The following is a 14,899-nucleotide window of genomic DNA, read 5'->3' as shown; positions in this document are numbered from 1 at the left end:
TCAAAGGCTCAAATACCTGCTGACCTGATCTTTAAGGGGCTATTTCCTTAATTTGTATTCTGCAAAAGGAATTCCAACAATTTTTTTAAAGCATTTTACAAAATAGTTCGGATCGGGTATTCCCACGAACTGCGCCAGCTGATATGCCTTGTAATCCTGAATTTTAAGCAGGGAAATGGCCTTTTCCATCCGTATTTTTATCAGATATTCTGAAAATGACACTCCTGTACCCTTTTTAAAAATTCTGCTTAAGTAACTTGAGTTGAGATAAAATTTATCTGCAACCAGCTTAAGATTCAGATCATAATTGCTGAAATTTTCATCAATATAATTTTTTATCTCCGACACCATGGAGTTGTTTTTACTGCTCAGAGCTTCGTTAATAAGCTCGCAGGCCTTTTGAACCATAGCGGTTACGGTATTTTCTATGTCTGAATATTTATCGTATTTAAATATGCCCAGGACCATCTCACCTGAAAGCGACAGGTCAGCCATATATGAAATTTTCATCTCGTTCAGCAGTTCCTTGATATAAGTACTGATGTTTATGGCAGTTATTTTCACGCCGTCCAGGTCATTGATATTTTCCTTGGCATAGTTAAAAAGCAATTCTTTGGTATAATGTACCGCCCGGTCTGTCATACCGGACTTGATGGCCAGCTTCATATTTTCGATGGAGGAACTGTTGTTGAATATTTTGCTTTCATACCCTGTGACCTGCACCTCGGCATAGGTTATTTCCTCCCCGGTGATATAACATGTATTCAGGGCATTGAGAGCCTGATTGTAAGAAATGTGCACATTTTCAATACCTGTTACGGTTCTTCCTATTCCGCAGTATACAACTGTGGAAAGCTGTTCCTTAAAATATGCCGCAGCATATTCGGAAATATCGTTAAGAGAGATATTTCTGTCATTGCCAAGTAAGACTATATTACCGTTTACATCTGTAAAAACATAAGCCCTGCCCGACGGACAATAATTGTTTTTAATATGGGAACAGCAGTTTTGGAGCAGAACCTGCCTTTCCAGGTTGGAATACCTGTTTTTTTCCATGGCGATATTAATAAGGGCAATCTGGCAGGTATTATATTCGGAATCAAAGTCCAGTTCAACCATGTCGAATTCCCCCGGCTCAAAAGTAAAGCCAGGTCTGTTGGGGGATATGAGATCATTTAAGACCTTGTTTTGAAAGACACCGATATTGTTCTTGAAATACTGGTGTGACAGCTCCAGCTCACCCAGCCTGAGCCTGTGTGAATTAATCCTGTCGGCCAGCCTTGAAAGAGTTTCATTGAGCAGTGCCTTATCAATGGGTTTTAGTATGAAGTCTGAAACACCTATTGAAACAGCACTTTGTGCATATGAAAACTCGTCATGGGCAGTCAGTATGACTATGGCCATATCGGGATGCATTTCCTTTACAGCCTTGCTCAGGGACAGTCCGTCCATGTACGGCATCTGGATGTCTGTAATTATTATGTCGGGTAATTCACTGTCTATCATATCCAGTGCTTCAAGACCGCTGGTGGCATCGCCGATGGCCTGAAGGCCCAGCCCCTCCCAGTCTATGGACATACGTACAAGACTTCTGGTATTGCTTTCATCGTCCACAATAAGTACTTTTAAAGCTCTGTTATTCATGACTGCTCACCTCCACAGGAATTTTCAAAATTATTTTTGTACCCTCATATTTTTTACTCTCAACCTTGTATATATCATTTGTTCCATAATGGATTTTAAGACGCTGTATCGTTCCCCGGAGGCCAAAACTTGACTGATTTCTGGCCAGATTTTCATCGGATATGGAGTTTATTTCGTCCTCATCCATACCAAGCCCGTTATCTTGGACAGAAAGGAAAAGGTAACCCTCAGCCAGGCTGGCGGATACGGTTATCAGGCCAGGTTCACCGCTGGGCCTTATGCCGTGGTAAATGGAATTCTCAACCAGGGGCTGCAAAATGTTTTTTAAAATTTTTATATTGAGAGTATTATCCTCCACCTTGTATTCATCGTTTATCATATCGCCGTACCGCAGCTTCTGGAGGGCCAGATAGTTTCTGATAAGTCTTATTTCATCAGCCAGACTGATGGTCTCGGAACCTTTGCTCAGACTGATCCTGCAATAGCTTCCCAGAGCGTTGACGGCTTCGTACAGCGTATTGTTATTGTTTTGCAGGGCCAGAAAGGCAATATTGTCGAGAGTATTATACAGAAAATGCGGTTTTATTTGTTCATTGAGCACATCCAGTTCGAAACGGCGCTTTTGTTTTTCCTCATCCACCAGCCTGATAATAAGATCGTTAATGTGCATTATCATCAGGTTGTAATTGTTCTTCAATTCGCCTATCTCATCATTCCCCGTGTTATAGCTGACCCTTTTGAATACGCCGTTTGCAACTCCCTGCATGGATTTGATCAGCTTTTGAATGGGCGCGGTAATGAGCCCGGAAGTAAACAGTGCCGCCAGAATAAACAATAAGAGGGTCACAACTATAAAAACCATGTAGACGACATTCAGGGTTTTAATTTCGGGTGAAGTAAACGACAGGCTGGAAAAACTGATTATCCTCCAGCCTATGTCCTCCAGGCCCAGCGTGTAGATATAGCTTTTTTGATTATTTACCGTCTCGATGCTTTCGGAGCCCGTCATGTCACGCAAATATTTCAAGTAAACAGGATAACCGGGATCATCCTTGATAACCGGACTGTTGTTTTTATCCAGGAGGATAAAAGTGGAGGAGCCGCTTTTGGTGGTCTCCTTGACAATGTCGAAAACGCTGTCCTCTGAAATGTTCAGTACCAGGACACCTATGGGAGTGATACTGTCCAGATCATTCAATATCCGCATAACAGATACCAGGTTCTTGCCGGAAGTGGTTTTGAGGGTATTATCGGCGTTGATGCTTATTTTATAGCCTCCGTTAAGAGTCCTAAGCTCATTGAACCAGGGCGCCAGCCGTACATCCTCCACTGTTGAAACGGTAAGAAATTTTGTAGTTTTCAGCGATGAGCCGTGAAAATCATAAACGTAAATGGAATCGATATTCGGGGAGGTGATATGAATACTTGTCAAAAACTCATTAACGCTTTTTGTCAGAGCCAGCCCCGGGTCCTGCGTATGCAGATAAGTCCTGACAAGGGAATTTGTTGTGAGGATTTTTGATACGTTGTTGGCACTGCCAATCAATGTGTCAATATTTTTCCTGATAAGCTCGGTGGTTTCATGAGAGCGCTGTTTTACCTGGCTGACGGTTTCATTGTTAATGATCTGTATATAAATTATTATGCTGATTCCAATGTAAAAAAGCATAAATGCCATAAATATTGAAAGCATTTTACGCCGGATAGAAAAATCCATAAAGGCAGACTTTATTTTTTCCATAATATTCATAATAGGTTTCATTAATAACTCCGTGTATTTTGCGAATAATAATTTTGTATATTGCTGCTATTATACCATAAGATTCAATAAAATTAGTTTACCTTTTTTAGAGGAGTTTTATAAAAATATTTATGAAAAGGTTAATTAAAAGTAATAATATTGCACAATGAAAGGTAACCATTTTACGTTTACTTTAGGCATAATTACCTAGTATCATTAAGCGTAACAATTATTTCAAGGAGGAATAACCATGAACAAAATGCTAGTAAAAAGAGGAATGGCATTTATACTTGCAGGAGCTTTGGCGGTTGGTATGACAGCTTGTGGGAAACCTGCCGGGGACAATACCGGTACTGCCACCAACACAAATGCCGGAAATACCAATGCCGGTGCCGGAAAGCAGGTTGAATTGAAGTTCAGCCATATCTGGGGCGGAGCAACGGATCCTTTTATGCCGGCTGCTAAAAAGGTAATTGATGATTACCAGAAGGCTAATAAAAATGTAAGGATAACAGTTGACACAAACGAAAACGAAGCCTACAAGACAAAGATAAAAGCCATGGCAGCGGCCAATGAACTGCCTGACCTTTTCTCAACCTGGGGCGGGGGCTTCTCAAAGCCATTTATTGATTCAAATTCAGTTTTGGCTATAGATGATTACATTACGGCTGAAACCAAGGGCAAACTGGTTAACGGTGCCTTCAACAACCTGACTTACAACGATAAAATATATGGGATGCCTTTCTTCCTTGCGGCGGGAGCTTTATTCGTGAACACCGAACTGTTTGATAAGAACAATGTGAAACTTCCGGCCACTTATGATGAACTGCTTACAGCCATCAAAGCTTTCAAGGCGAAGGGAATAACTCCTATGGCCGTATCCGGAAAAGATAAATGGACCATAGCGATGTACTTTGACGTTATGGCATTAAGAGCGGCAGGACCTGAGAAAATAGTTAAAACCCTTACAAAGGAAGGTTCCTTTAAAGATCCGGAATTCCTGAATGCGGCTAAGAGATTTAAGGAACTCGTAGATGCAGGTGCATTCTCAAAGGGTGCGGCCGGAATATCCAACGATGAAGCTGAAGTGCCCTTCTATGACGGAAAAATACCAATGATGTTCAAAGGCAGCTGGGCGGCAGGTAAGGCTGATGCCAAGGATTCCAAGGTTGCCGGCAAGATCGGTGTCATCTCCTTCCCGGCAATACCCGACGGAAAGGGAAACGCAAAGCAGTTTACAGGCGGAGCGGTTGACGCGGTAATGGTCAGTGCCAACACAAAGAACAAGGATGAGGCTGTTAAATTCCAGATGTATTTTGCGGAAAACTTTTCAAAGGAATCCTACCTGGCTGGTGCAGCAATGCCTGCCTGGAAGGCTGAGGATGTTGATAAAAGCAAATTGCCGGCCACACTTGTAAAGGTTGTTGATCTTACAAAAGATGCGGAAGGCTTTACAATCTGGTGGGATACCCTCCTTGCAGGCAAGGATACTGAAACTTATCTGAATGCTCTGCAGGAATTGTTCATGGGGGCAAAAACACCGGAACAGTTTGTAGACAGCTTGCAGTCAATATACGGCAAATAACAGATACTGAAATTATATACCTGGCGTCCATTTGATACTTATTTGGTAATTCACCGGTGGCAAATGGACGCCAAATACTTATGAAAAATGTAATAAAGATTAGAGCAATAATTAATCTAATAAAAACTAATAAAAGAAGGAAGTGAGTTTTGTGGATAGGGTATTGAATAATAAGAAAGCCATAGTATTTTTCCTGTTTCCGGCCCTGGTTATGTTTATAGCCGTTATTATAGTACCGATAATTATGTCATTATACTATAGCATGCAGGATTGGTCCGGATTCGGAAAAGGTACCTTTATTGGGCTCGCCAACTATAAGGGACTCATTTCTGATCCCATATTTGTTAAAGCGGCTGTTAATTCGCTGATTCTGGCAGTTGCGTCGGTATTTATCCAGCTCCCCATTTCACTGCTTTTAGCTCTTGTTCTGGCAAAGGGTGTCAAATTTGAAAAAAGCTTTGTGACTGTCTATTTTGTACCGGTTATTATTTCCACAGTTGTTATAGGTCAGCTGTGGATGAAAATATATAATTATGACTACGGTATCCTGAATTTGTTATTGCGTTCAATAGGCCTTGATTCCTGGGCTCAGGAATGGCTGGGAGATACCAGAAATGCGCTGGGCGCTACCTTTATTCCTATAATATGGCAGTATATCGGCTATCATATGCTGCTGATGTACGCGGGTATTAAATCCATTTCCACCGATGTTTTTGAAGCTGCGGTAATAGACGGCTCTTCCTGGTGGAATACATCCATGAAAATAACCATACCTATGCTGAAGCCTGTACTCAATGTCTCTGTAATATTTGCAGTAACAGGAGCGCTTAAGGTATTTGATCTTGTATATGTTTTGACCGGCGGGGGCCCTGTCCACGCAAGTGAGGTTATAGGTACGTATATGGTCAGTACCATATTTAAAGGAAACCAATACGGATACGGAAGTGCAATGGCTATATTCGTTATCCTTGAATGCTTTGTACTGTCAATCCTGGTGGGTTTCCTGTTCAGAGAAAGGGAGGGTGCAAAAAGATGAGCAGACATACAACGGTGAGCAGTTCCAAACGATCCATATCAAGTATACTTATGTATGCCGCCCTCATTGTGGTAGCATTTATACAGCTGTTTCCGCTGTACTGGATGTTTACCTTTTCCTTGAAGGACAACTCGGAAATATTCGGTGGGAATCCCCTGGGTATTCCCACCAAATGGCTCTGGTCCAATTACAGCAATGCTCTTTTGGGCGGTAACGTAGGGCATTATTTTATAAACAGTGTAATAGTCACGGCTGCCACAATTCTGTTTACGGTAATATTTTCCGTCATGGCCTCCTATGCACTGACCAGAATGGTATTTAAGATAAGAAAACAAATGAATTCCTTTTTTATCCTTGGGCTCACTGTCCCCCTCCATTCGGCTCTGCTTCCCATATTCGTCATGCTGAGGAACCTGAAAATGGTCAATTCCTATTGGGCTTTGATCATACCTTATTCAGCCTTTGCAATACCTATGGCCATACTTATATTTTCCGGTTTTATGGCGTCCCTGCCCAGAGAGCTGGAGGAGGCTGCGTGTATTGACGGCTGCAGTATTTACAGGATATTCTTCAGCATAATAATGCCGCTGATGAGACCGGCCATGGCAACAGTTACCATATTCACTTTTCTGCAGGCCTGGAATGAATTGATGTTTGCAGTGGTGTTTATCAGCGATGTCCGGTTCAAAACCCTGACAGTCGGTATCCAGTCTCTGGCCGGCCAGTACACCACTGACTGGGGCCCCATAGGTGCAGGTCTCATGGTTGCAACAATCCCAACCCTGATCATATATGCATTCATGAGCAAGAAAGTACAGGACAGCCTGGTGGTTGGGGCCGTCAAGGGCTGACATGAGTTTTCCTTTTCAATCAATGGATTGCACACCAGGCGCTTGCTTTAAATAATATTTGCTGTTCACAAGCAAATATCAGCAGGTACTTTACCGTGCCGTCCATTGCTTGAAGTTGTGTAACTGTACCTGTATAATAAGAATAACTCCTTTAACTGCAAAGCCGGGAACCAATTTGACCGGCATGACGGTTAAGCTGATTGCAGCAACAGTTATGGCAAATAATTATAAAGTACATAATTTAATTAATTAGCACAACGCGTTAAATTAAAGCGGAAAGCGAGAAAAACTAGGAGGTTAATATGGAACAAAAGCCGAAATATTTGGACAAATCACTTTCCTTCAAAGAAAGAGCGGCCGACCTGGTGTCGAGGATGACGCTTGAGGAAAAGGCGTCACAGCTTAGATACGATGCGCAGGCGGTTGAAAGATTGGGTGTCCCCAGGTATAACTGGTGGAATGAAGCGCTTCACGGAGTTGCCAGAGCGGGTGTTGCTACGGTATTTCCACAGGCAATAGGTCTGGCAGCCATTTTTGATGATGAGTATCTGCAAAAAATCGCTGATGTGATCGCAACAGAGGGAAGAGCGAAGTATAATGAAAGTTCAAGGAAAGACGACCGTGACATATATAAGGGAATTACCTTCTGGTCACCCAATGTAAATATTTTCAGAGATCCCAGGTGGGGACGGGGACATGAAACCTACGGGGAAGATCCGTATCTTACTTCAAGGCTTGGGGTGGCTTTTGTAAAGGGGCTCCAGGGCAGCGGGAAACATCTGAAGGCGGCAGCCTGTGCAAAGCATTTTGCAGTACACAGCGGACCCGAGGATGACAGGCATCATTTTGACGCCATAGCCTCAAAGCAGGATATGTTTGAAACATATCTCCCTGCGTTTGAAGCACTTGTAAAGGAAGCCAAAGTTGAAGCGGTAATGGGTGCCTACAACAGGACCAACGGAGAACCCTGCAACGGAAGCAAAACACTGCTGCAGGACATTCTCAGGGATTCCTGGGGCTTTGACGGCCATGTGGTTTCGGACTGCTGGGCAATTAAGGATTTCCATGAGGGTCACGGAGTGACAAAGACTCCAACCGAATCTGCTGCACTGGCCATAAAAAGCGGATGTGACCTGAACTGCGGCAATATTTATCTCTTGCTCCTATTGTCTTTAAAAGAAGGCCTGATTACCGAAGAGGATATTGACCGTGCTGCAATCAGGGTTATGACTACCAGAATGAGACTTGGTATGTTTGACGATGACTGCGAATTCGACAGCATACCTTATGAAATAAATGACTGCAAGGAACATAATGCACTATCACTTGATGCTTCGAGAAAATCAATGGTTTTGCTGAAGAATAACGGACTTCTGCCTTTGGAGCCGGGCAAAATAAAGAATATAGCTGTTATCGGACCCAATGCTGCAAGTGATCTGGCTTTGATAGCAAATTACAGCGGTACGCCGTCCCACAGTATAACCCTGCTGGATGGCATCAGAAACAGGGTGTCACCTGAAACCCGTGTATGGTACGCTCTGGGCAGCCACCTCCACATGAACAGGGAGGAAGATCTGGCACTTCCCGGAGACAGGCTGAAGGAAGCCGTGTCGGCTGCCCAACGCAGTGATGTTGTCGTTCTCTGTCTGGGGCTTGACGCATCAGTTGAGGGAGAGCAGAACGACCAGGGTACGGCAATCCTGGATGCCGGAGGAGATAAGGCCGACCTTAATCTCCCGGAATCACAGAGAAAGCTTTTGGATGCAATTCTTGAAACCGGCAAGCCCACAATTGTGGCCCTTGTTTCAGGCAGTGCGCTCAGCATAGGAAATGCGGCCGACAAGGCAGCGGCAATTGTACAGTGCTGGTATCCCGGTTCAAGGGGCGGTCAGGCTTTCGCTGAAATGCTGTTCGGAGATTATTCGCCTGCGGGAAGACTGCCTGTGACCTTCTATAAGTCAACCGAAGAACTGCCGGATTTCAAAGACTATTCAATGGAAAACAGGACTTATAAGTTCATGAAGCAGGATGCTCTGTATCCTTTTGGCTTTGGTCTGAGCTACACAAATTTTGAATATTCAAACCCGGTCTGCTCCGGCTCAAGGATCAAGAACGGGGACAGCATAACGGTCAGTGTGGATGTCAGGAATACCGGAAGCAGGGATTCCGATGAAGTCGTTCAGGTTTATATCAAGGATTTGAAGGCATCGGTAAGAGTACCCAATCACAGTCTGTGCGGCTTTAAGCGCATGCACCTGAAGAGCGGGGAGCAAAGGACAGTCAGTTTTGAGATCGGCCCCAGGGCAATGATGCTTGTGGATGAAGAAGGAAAGCGCTATGTTGAGAACGGCGATTTTACTCTCTTTGTGGGCGGGACGCAGCCCGACAAAGTCAGCAAAAGACTCAGCGGAAAGGCACCTCTGGAAGTGACGTTTACAGTTGAATAAACGCATAACTGAAATTTAATATAAATTTAAAAAACCCCGTTAAACGGATACATGCTTGGTCAGTGTCCGGTGAACGGGGTTTTGTGATAGGCGTACCGGTCTGGTACTTTGCGGTCAGGAGGCATATAATTATATAAAAGCAAATATAACTATGAATATTATATTTCAATGGAGGCTTATGAATAAGGGCAGCAGGAAAGAAACCTACAGAAGGAAAAGAAGATCCAGGGTTGGAATCGGATTATCACTGATAGCAGTAGCAGCGGTTGTATTGGGGTATGTACTGATACAGAACTTTGGCCTGCCGCAGGTATTGAAACCTTCGGATGGCACAAGGCCGGGCGGAGCAGCTGAAAGTACTGCTGCCGCAACTTCGGGAATGGCCGGAGGCCCCGGAAATACAACCGCACAGAACAGTCCTGATACGGCAGAACCGGGGCAGGACAGCCAGACCGATGAAATTAAAGCTTTGATTGACAGTATGACCCTTGAAGAAAAAGTGGGACAGCTTGTAATTGTGGGTGTGGACGGCTATGAAAATGACGAACATTCAAAGCAGCTCATGGATAAATACCACGCAGGCGGTTTCATTTTATTTAAAAAGAACATACAGGATTCCGCCCAGCTGTTGACTCTGCTTAATTCGCTGAAGGAGACAAATGCGGCCTCCAATAAAGTGCCCTTGTTCCTGTCGGTGGATGAGGAAGGCGGCAGAGTGTCCAGACTTCCAGATGAATTTAAAAAATTCCCCTCCAACAAAGTAATAGGACAAAAAAACGACAGTTCCCTGTCCTATCAGATAGGAAACATATTGGGGAGAGAACTGAGCTCATTTGGTTTTAATATGGACTTTGCTCCTGTACTGGACATAAACAGCAATCCTAAAAACCCTGTGATCGGTGACCGGTCTTTCGGAACAACCGCCGGCCTGGTCAGCAGGCTGGGAATAGAAACCATGAAGGGTATCAGGGCTGAAAATGTTATTTCGGTTGTCAAGCATTTCCCAGGCCATGGGGATACCTCGGTGGATTCCCACGTAGGCCTGCCCCGGGTCAACCATGATCTTAAAAGGCTGGAAAGCTTTGAACTGGTGCCGTTTAAGGCGGCTATCGAAAATAGTGCTGACGCCATTATGATAGCCCATATATTGCTTCCAAAACTTGACCCGGAAAACCCTGCCTCCTTCTCCAAAGCTGTTATTACAGACTTATTGAGAACAGATATGAACTTTAATGGCGTCGTTATCACAGATGATTTTACCATGGGTGCCATAGAGAAGAACTACGACATGGGCGGGGCGGCAGTAAAATCCATTCAGGCCGGTGCCGACATAGTGCTGGTCTGCCACGGCTTTGACAAGCAGGAGACAGTCATAAAAGCTCTGCTGGCTGCCGCACAAACAGGACAGATCAGTACCGGGAGGCTGGATGAAAGTGTTTACAGGGTACTGGAGCTGAAGCAGAGGTATTCGCTTGGAAATGCACCGGCCGGGCCTGTTGATCCGCAGAAAATCAATGCTGAAATAAGTGCACTATTTAAATAATAAAGTTGTTAATTTGGAGATAGATAACCCGCTATTTCCGTATTATGGTTTGCAATAACGTTAAATATTTGATAGAATCACATTTTAGTAGATAATAAAAAATAAATTTGCGTATGATGGTGCATATTATGAAACATAAACTTGGTGGAGCCAAAAATACTGATTACGCAAGGGTGCGTTTCTATAAAATTGCTAAGAATAAATCAATTGCTTTTATTTTAAAAGTGAGAAAAATACCCATTATACAGCGTATTTTTCTCGGTTTTTTGCTTATTTCGGTGCTTCCAATCGCTCTTGTAGGAACCTATTCCAACTCTAATTACGAGAAATCCATTACATCGAAACTTAACTCATATTCCGGTCAATTGGTTCAGGAAATCACAAAAAATGTAAAAAACGAAACGGATCAGTATGAGAAATTAAGCGAATCAATTATTATGAATGACGATGTACAGGATGGGATTATCAAGTTCAATGATATGAATGATGTGAGCAAGAACAAACTGATGGAGCTGCTGACAAATAAATTCAGCAGGGAACTGTTCAATTATAAAAACGTCAAGAATATAAGTATCAGATTTCCCGACGGAAATATATTTTATGACCTTGGATACGAGATTTTCAATGAGAACGACATAATTGATATAATAAAGCACACCGACAATGCCATGGGAAACACATATTGGACAAGACTTGGATCAAACCTTGGGAACAGCTGTATAGTGCTCAGCAGGGTGGTATATTCAAAACACAGCTATCTGGAAAAACGGGGTTATCTGTTAATAGTCATCGACGAAAGAATATTTGCACAGAATACCTATAAAAACATAGACCTTGGGAAGGGCAGCGACCTGTTCATCATGAGGAGCGACGGAGCGGTGGTTTCCACAGTTTCAGGCAGTATAAAAAAAGATACTTTCATAAAGGATAACAACCTTAAGACTCAAATATACAATAACTATCTCAAAAACAACAATACCTTCAGATACAGGTTTCCCGAAGGGGATTTCCTGGTGGCCGGGTCATTTTTGCCTTCTCTCGACTGGTATATAGTCGGAAAGATCCCATACAGGTTTATAAGCTCGCAATCCAGCGAGGTCAAGAATAATGTCATATTTGCAAGCATTATTGTCATTTCTGCTTCAATAATCCTGTCTCTCATTATTTATGCAAGTGTTTCCATACCCTTGAAATCACTGCTGCACTCGGCAAAAAACATAAGGGACGGGAATCTGGAGGAAGAAATTGACGACAGGTATAACGATGAAATAAGTGAATTGACTTTCAATATTAAGGCAATGGTTGAAAGACTGAAAGCTTTGATTGTGGAAATTGAGAGACAGCATTTCAGAAAAAGGGAAGCCGAATTGAAGATGCTCCAGGCTCAAATAAATCCTCATTTCCTGTTTAACACCCTCAATTCTCTCAAATGGTCTGCCATGCTCAGCGGTAATAAAACTCTTGAAGATGGGCTGGGAGCTCTTTCAGGTTTATTGAAGGACACAATACTGAATAAGGAAGAAATCATACCTTTGGAAAAGGAAATAGAAAATTTAAACAACTATGCCACTATTCAGGGAATCCGTTATGCCAACTCCTTCTCATTAAGTTATGAAATAGAAAAAGGATTGGAAAAGTGCATGGTTATAAAATTTCTTTTACAGCCCATAGTTGAAAATTCCATTATTCACGGAATTGATGAGGATGAAAGGACAGTAAGCATAAAAATATCGGTAGGCAATATTGAAGATGTGCTCCTTATACGGATAGCTGATGACGGGAAGGGCTTTGATACTGAAAGTATGGATGGGGAATCCAGGAAGAACAAGCTGTCCGGAATAGGAATAGAAAACGTGAACGAGAGAATCAAACTCAACTTTGGAGATGGCTATGGGCTCACAACAAAAAGTAAAAAGGGCGAAGGAACCGTTACCGAGATAATTCTGCCTTTGATTCTATGGGAGGGTGATGATAATGTACAGTATCTTAATCGTGGATGATGAAAAGATTGTAAAGCTTGCCATAAAATCCATGATCAATTGGGCGGATAGCGGATTTCAGCTTTTAGGTACGGCATCCGACGGCTCACGTGCCCTTGAAATATGTGAGAAAACCAGACCGGATATAATAATTACAGATTTAAAAATGCCCCATATGGACGGAATTGAACTGATAAAAAAGCTTAAGGATACAAATTATGACGGAGAAATTTTGGTTTTGAGCAATTACAATGATTTTGAGCTCGTCAGGGAAGCTATGAAATACGGAGCCCATGACTATATTCTTAAGGTAACTGTTAGCTCTGAGGAATTTATGAGGGTTTTGTATGAGATAAAGGAAAAGCTTGACTCCAGAAGAGGAAAGGAAGCTGTTCCTCAAATAAGTATGAAGGACATTGAATTTGAGAGATATAACTGCCTGTACAAGCTGTGGTTCGGGCCAGAAAACGAAGCGGCAGCCCAAGCCGGGGCAGTTTCCGGAATGTTTGCTTCAGGGCGGAATGAATGTATTCAAGTATTTGTGGTCAGGTGCGGGGACCGGGCAGCTCTGGAAAAGACCGGGCAAAAAGTGGGGGAAATTATTAAGAATATTGCCGGTAATATATTCAACAAATCCAATTGGATATCTGCATTGGATTTTGAGAATAATTCCGCTCTTGTTGCTGTGAATTTCCCAACGGATGAAGTTAAAATATCTCCTCAGGAGACAGCCCAGAGAATCAAGGATATAACCTATATGTACTTCAACCTGAAAATAGGCGTTATTTACGGAGCTTTTGCCCGGGATGCACAATCATTGATAAATGAAGCGGGAAGAAGTAAAAGAGCCTGTGAGCTTATGTTTTATGAGAGTATTTCGGATGTATGTACCGATAATAAAAGCATACCGGATGACAATGAACAATATGTGAAAGAGCTGGCATTATCGTCGGCAGACCGTATTTTCAATGAGGTTGCCGGCGGCAATGTTGAAGGTATATTGAAAACTCTTGAAAGTATAATAAAAGCCGGAGAAGAAACTCTTCTGAACCCCTTCAGACTTAAGAAAATAATAAAGAGGGTTTTGCGGGATGCGGAAAAAAGGCTAATGAATCTGGGGATTTGCAACGAGGAGATATTTGATGAATACAATACTGATGAAGACGTGATTTTTACCGCAGAAAGTGAAGAGGCTTTGAAGCTTGTTTTGAAAAATATATTTGAAACGGCCGTACAAAGCATTAAAACCCGGAAAACATACCGTAAGGAAATCCATGAAGCCTTGAAATATATAGAAGATAATATTTACCGTAAAATTACTGTTCCGGAGGTTGCCAGAAGGGTAAATCTGACAGACACATACCTTTGCAGGGTGTTTAAGTCGGATGTGGGGAAAAGCATGATCGATTATATAAACGAGTTAAAGCTGAAAAAGGCTTATGAGCTCCTGGTATCCAAAAATTTTCTTATAAAGGAGGCAGCATCGGCAGTTGGGATCAATGATCAATTTTACTTCAACAGATTGTTTAAAAAATATTTCGGTATCACTCCAAAGGATATAAAGCATAAAAATTAATACCATGTACTATTTTATTAATTATCATAAAATAGTACATGGTTGTTTTTTTAGGAATTCAGAAGGAAGGTCTTTTTACAAAGTACTGCCAAAATCCTCTTAAAATTGTCTATATAATTCATAGAAATATTAATTTGATAATGTACGCTCCGGTAATATCATTGTAATATATTAAAACAACTTATAGAATACTCTCGAAAAGTAATTGGTAATTTCGAGAAAAACCAATACTTCACTCCATTTTCTTTGTGAAATGGAGCTATTTGTAGAAAAAGCATTGTACCTTGAGAAATTAATAGTTGTGTAATTTTGAGCCCAGATTTTTTGGGACAGCAAATAAACCTTTGAAATTCAAAGATTTTTAAATGCTGTTTGAAAAGTTCTTGTACTATTGCAATAGACTCAGAATACTAAAGGATTTGTGTTTGATCCAAGCATCCAGATGTATATTAGCAGCAGCGAAAGTGGCTCTTGCAAAACGGTGCTTTGAGCTCCTT

Annotated in this window: 9 protein-coding genes; 7 read left to right on the top strand and 2 right to left on the bottom strand. The window is 42.2% G+C overall.

What is annotated here, in order from left to right:
- Nucleotides 1-39: 39 nt before the first annotated feature.
- Nucleotides 40-1,644: a response regulator gene (locus tag T344_RS0116170; protein WP_027629577.1), complete on the bottom strand. Its 1,605-nt coding sequence runs from the start codon at nucleotides 1,642-1,644 to the stop codon at nucleotides 40-42.
- Entirely contained in the window at nucleotides 1,637-3,406 is a 1,770-nt protein-coding gene (locus tag T344_RS0116165) for a cache domain-containing sensor histidine kinase (RefSeq protein WP_027629576.1), read from the bottom strand. The genes T344_RS0116170 and T344_RS0116165 overlap by 8 nt, the downstream gene beginning before the upstream one ends.
- Nucleotides 3,407-3,635: 229 nt before the next feature.
- Between T344_RS0116165 and T344_RS0116160 the strand changes: the two genes are divergently transcribed.
- The 7 genes from T344_RS0116160 (at nucleotide 3,636) to T344_RS0116125 (ending at nucleotide 14,402) form a co-directional block, all read left to right on the top strand.
- Nucleotides 3,636-4,970 carry an extracellular solute-binding protein gene (locus T344_RS0116160; protein WP_027629575.1) on the top strand — a complete coding sequence of 445 codons (1,335 nt, stop codon included), beginning with the start codon at nucleotides 3,636-3,638 and terminating at the stop codon, nucleotides 4,968-4,970.
- A 151-nt stretch (nucleotides 4,971-5,121) separates the two neighbouring features.
- Nucleotides 5,122-6,006 (top strand): carbohydrate ABC transporter permease, encoded by an 885-nt coding sequence (locus T344_RS0116155; RefSeq protein WP_027629574.1) that lies wholly within the window; start codon nucleotides 5,122-5,124, stop codon nucleotides 6,004-6,006.
- Nucleotides 6,003-6,857, top strand: coding sequence for a carbohydrate ABC transporter permease (locus T344_RS0116150; RefSeq protein WP_051571947.1), 855 nt, complete (start codon nucleotides 6,003-6,005; stop codon nucleotides 6,855-6,857). Before T344_RS0116155 ends, T344_RS0116150 begins: the two co-directional genes overlap by 4 nt.
- Nucleotides 6,858-7,159: 302 nt before the next feature.
- Nucleotides 7,160-9,304, top strand: a complete 2,145-nt coding sequence (locus T344_RS0116140; RefSeq protein ID WP_027629572.1) for a glycoside hydrolase family 3 C-terminal domain-containing protein — start codon at nucleotides 7,160-7,162, stop codon at nucleotides 9,302-9,304.
- A gap of 178 nt (nucleotides 9,305-9,482) precedes the next feature.
- On the top strand, nucleotides 9,483-10,847 hold the full coding sequence (gene nagZ, locus T344_RS0116135) for a beta-N-acetylhexosaminidase (protein WP_027629571.1): 1,365 nt from the start codon (nucleotides 9,483-9,485) through the stop codon (nucleotides 10,845-10,847).
- Between the two features lie 128 nt (nucleotides 10,848-10,975).
- Nucleotides 10,976-12,847 (top strand): cache domain-containing sensor histidine kinase, encoded by a 1,872-nt coding sequence (locus T344_RS0116130; RefSeq protein WP_051571943.1) that lies wholly within the window; start codon nucleotides 10,976-10,978, stop codon nucleotides 12,845-12,847.
- Complete coding sequence (locus T344_RS0116125) at nucleotides 12,822-14,402, top strand: response regulator transcription factor (protein WP_027629569.1); 1,581 nt, start codon at nucleotides 12,822-12,824, stop codon at nucleotides 14,400-14,402. The genes T344_RS0116130 and T344_RS0116125 overlap by 26 nt, the downstream gene beginning before the upstream one ends.
- Nucleotides 14,403-14,899 lie beyond the last annotated feature (497 nt).

The organism is Ruminiclostridium cellobioparum DSM 1351 = ATCC 15832, assembly GCF_000621505.1.
Classification (GTDB): Bacteria; Bacillota; Clostridia; order Acetivibrionales; family DSM-1351; genus Ruminiclostridium; species Ruminiclostridium cellobioparum.
This window is presented reverse-complemented; position numbering and strand designations above follow the sequence as displayed.

Coding starts and splice junctions, on each gene's coding strand:
- T344_RS0116170 (WP_027629577.1), bottom strand. CDS start 1,644: ATGAATAACAGAGCTTTAAAAGTACTTATTGTGGACGATGAAAGCAAT.
- T344_RS0116165 (WP_027629576.1), bottom strand. CDS start 3,406: ATGAAACCTATTATGAATATTATGGAAAAAATAAAGTCTGCCTTTATG.
- T344_RS0116160 (WP_027629575.1), top strand. CDS start 3,636: ATGAACAAAATGCTAGTAAAAAGAGGAATGGCATTTATACTTGCAGGA.
- T344_RS0116150 (WP_051571947.1), top strand. CDS start 6,003: ATGAGCAGACATACAACGGTGAGCAGTTCCAAACGATCCATATCAAGT.
- T344_RS0116140 (WP_027629572.1), top strand. CDS start 7,160: ATGGAACAAAAGCCGAAATATTTGGACAAATCACTTTCCTTCAAAGAA.
- nagZ (WP_027629571.1), top strand. CDS start 9,483: ATGAATAAGGGCAGCAGGAAAGAAACCTACAGAAGGAAAAGAAGATCC.
- T344_RS0116130 (WP_051571943.1), top strand. CDS start 10,976: ATGAAACATAAACTTGGTGGAGCCAAAAATACTGATTACGCAAGGGTG.
- T344_RS0116125 (WP_027629569.1), top strand. CDS start 12,822: ATGTACAGTATCTTAATCGTGGATGATGAAAAGATTGTAAAGCTTGCC.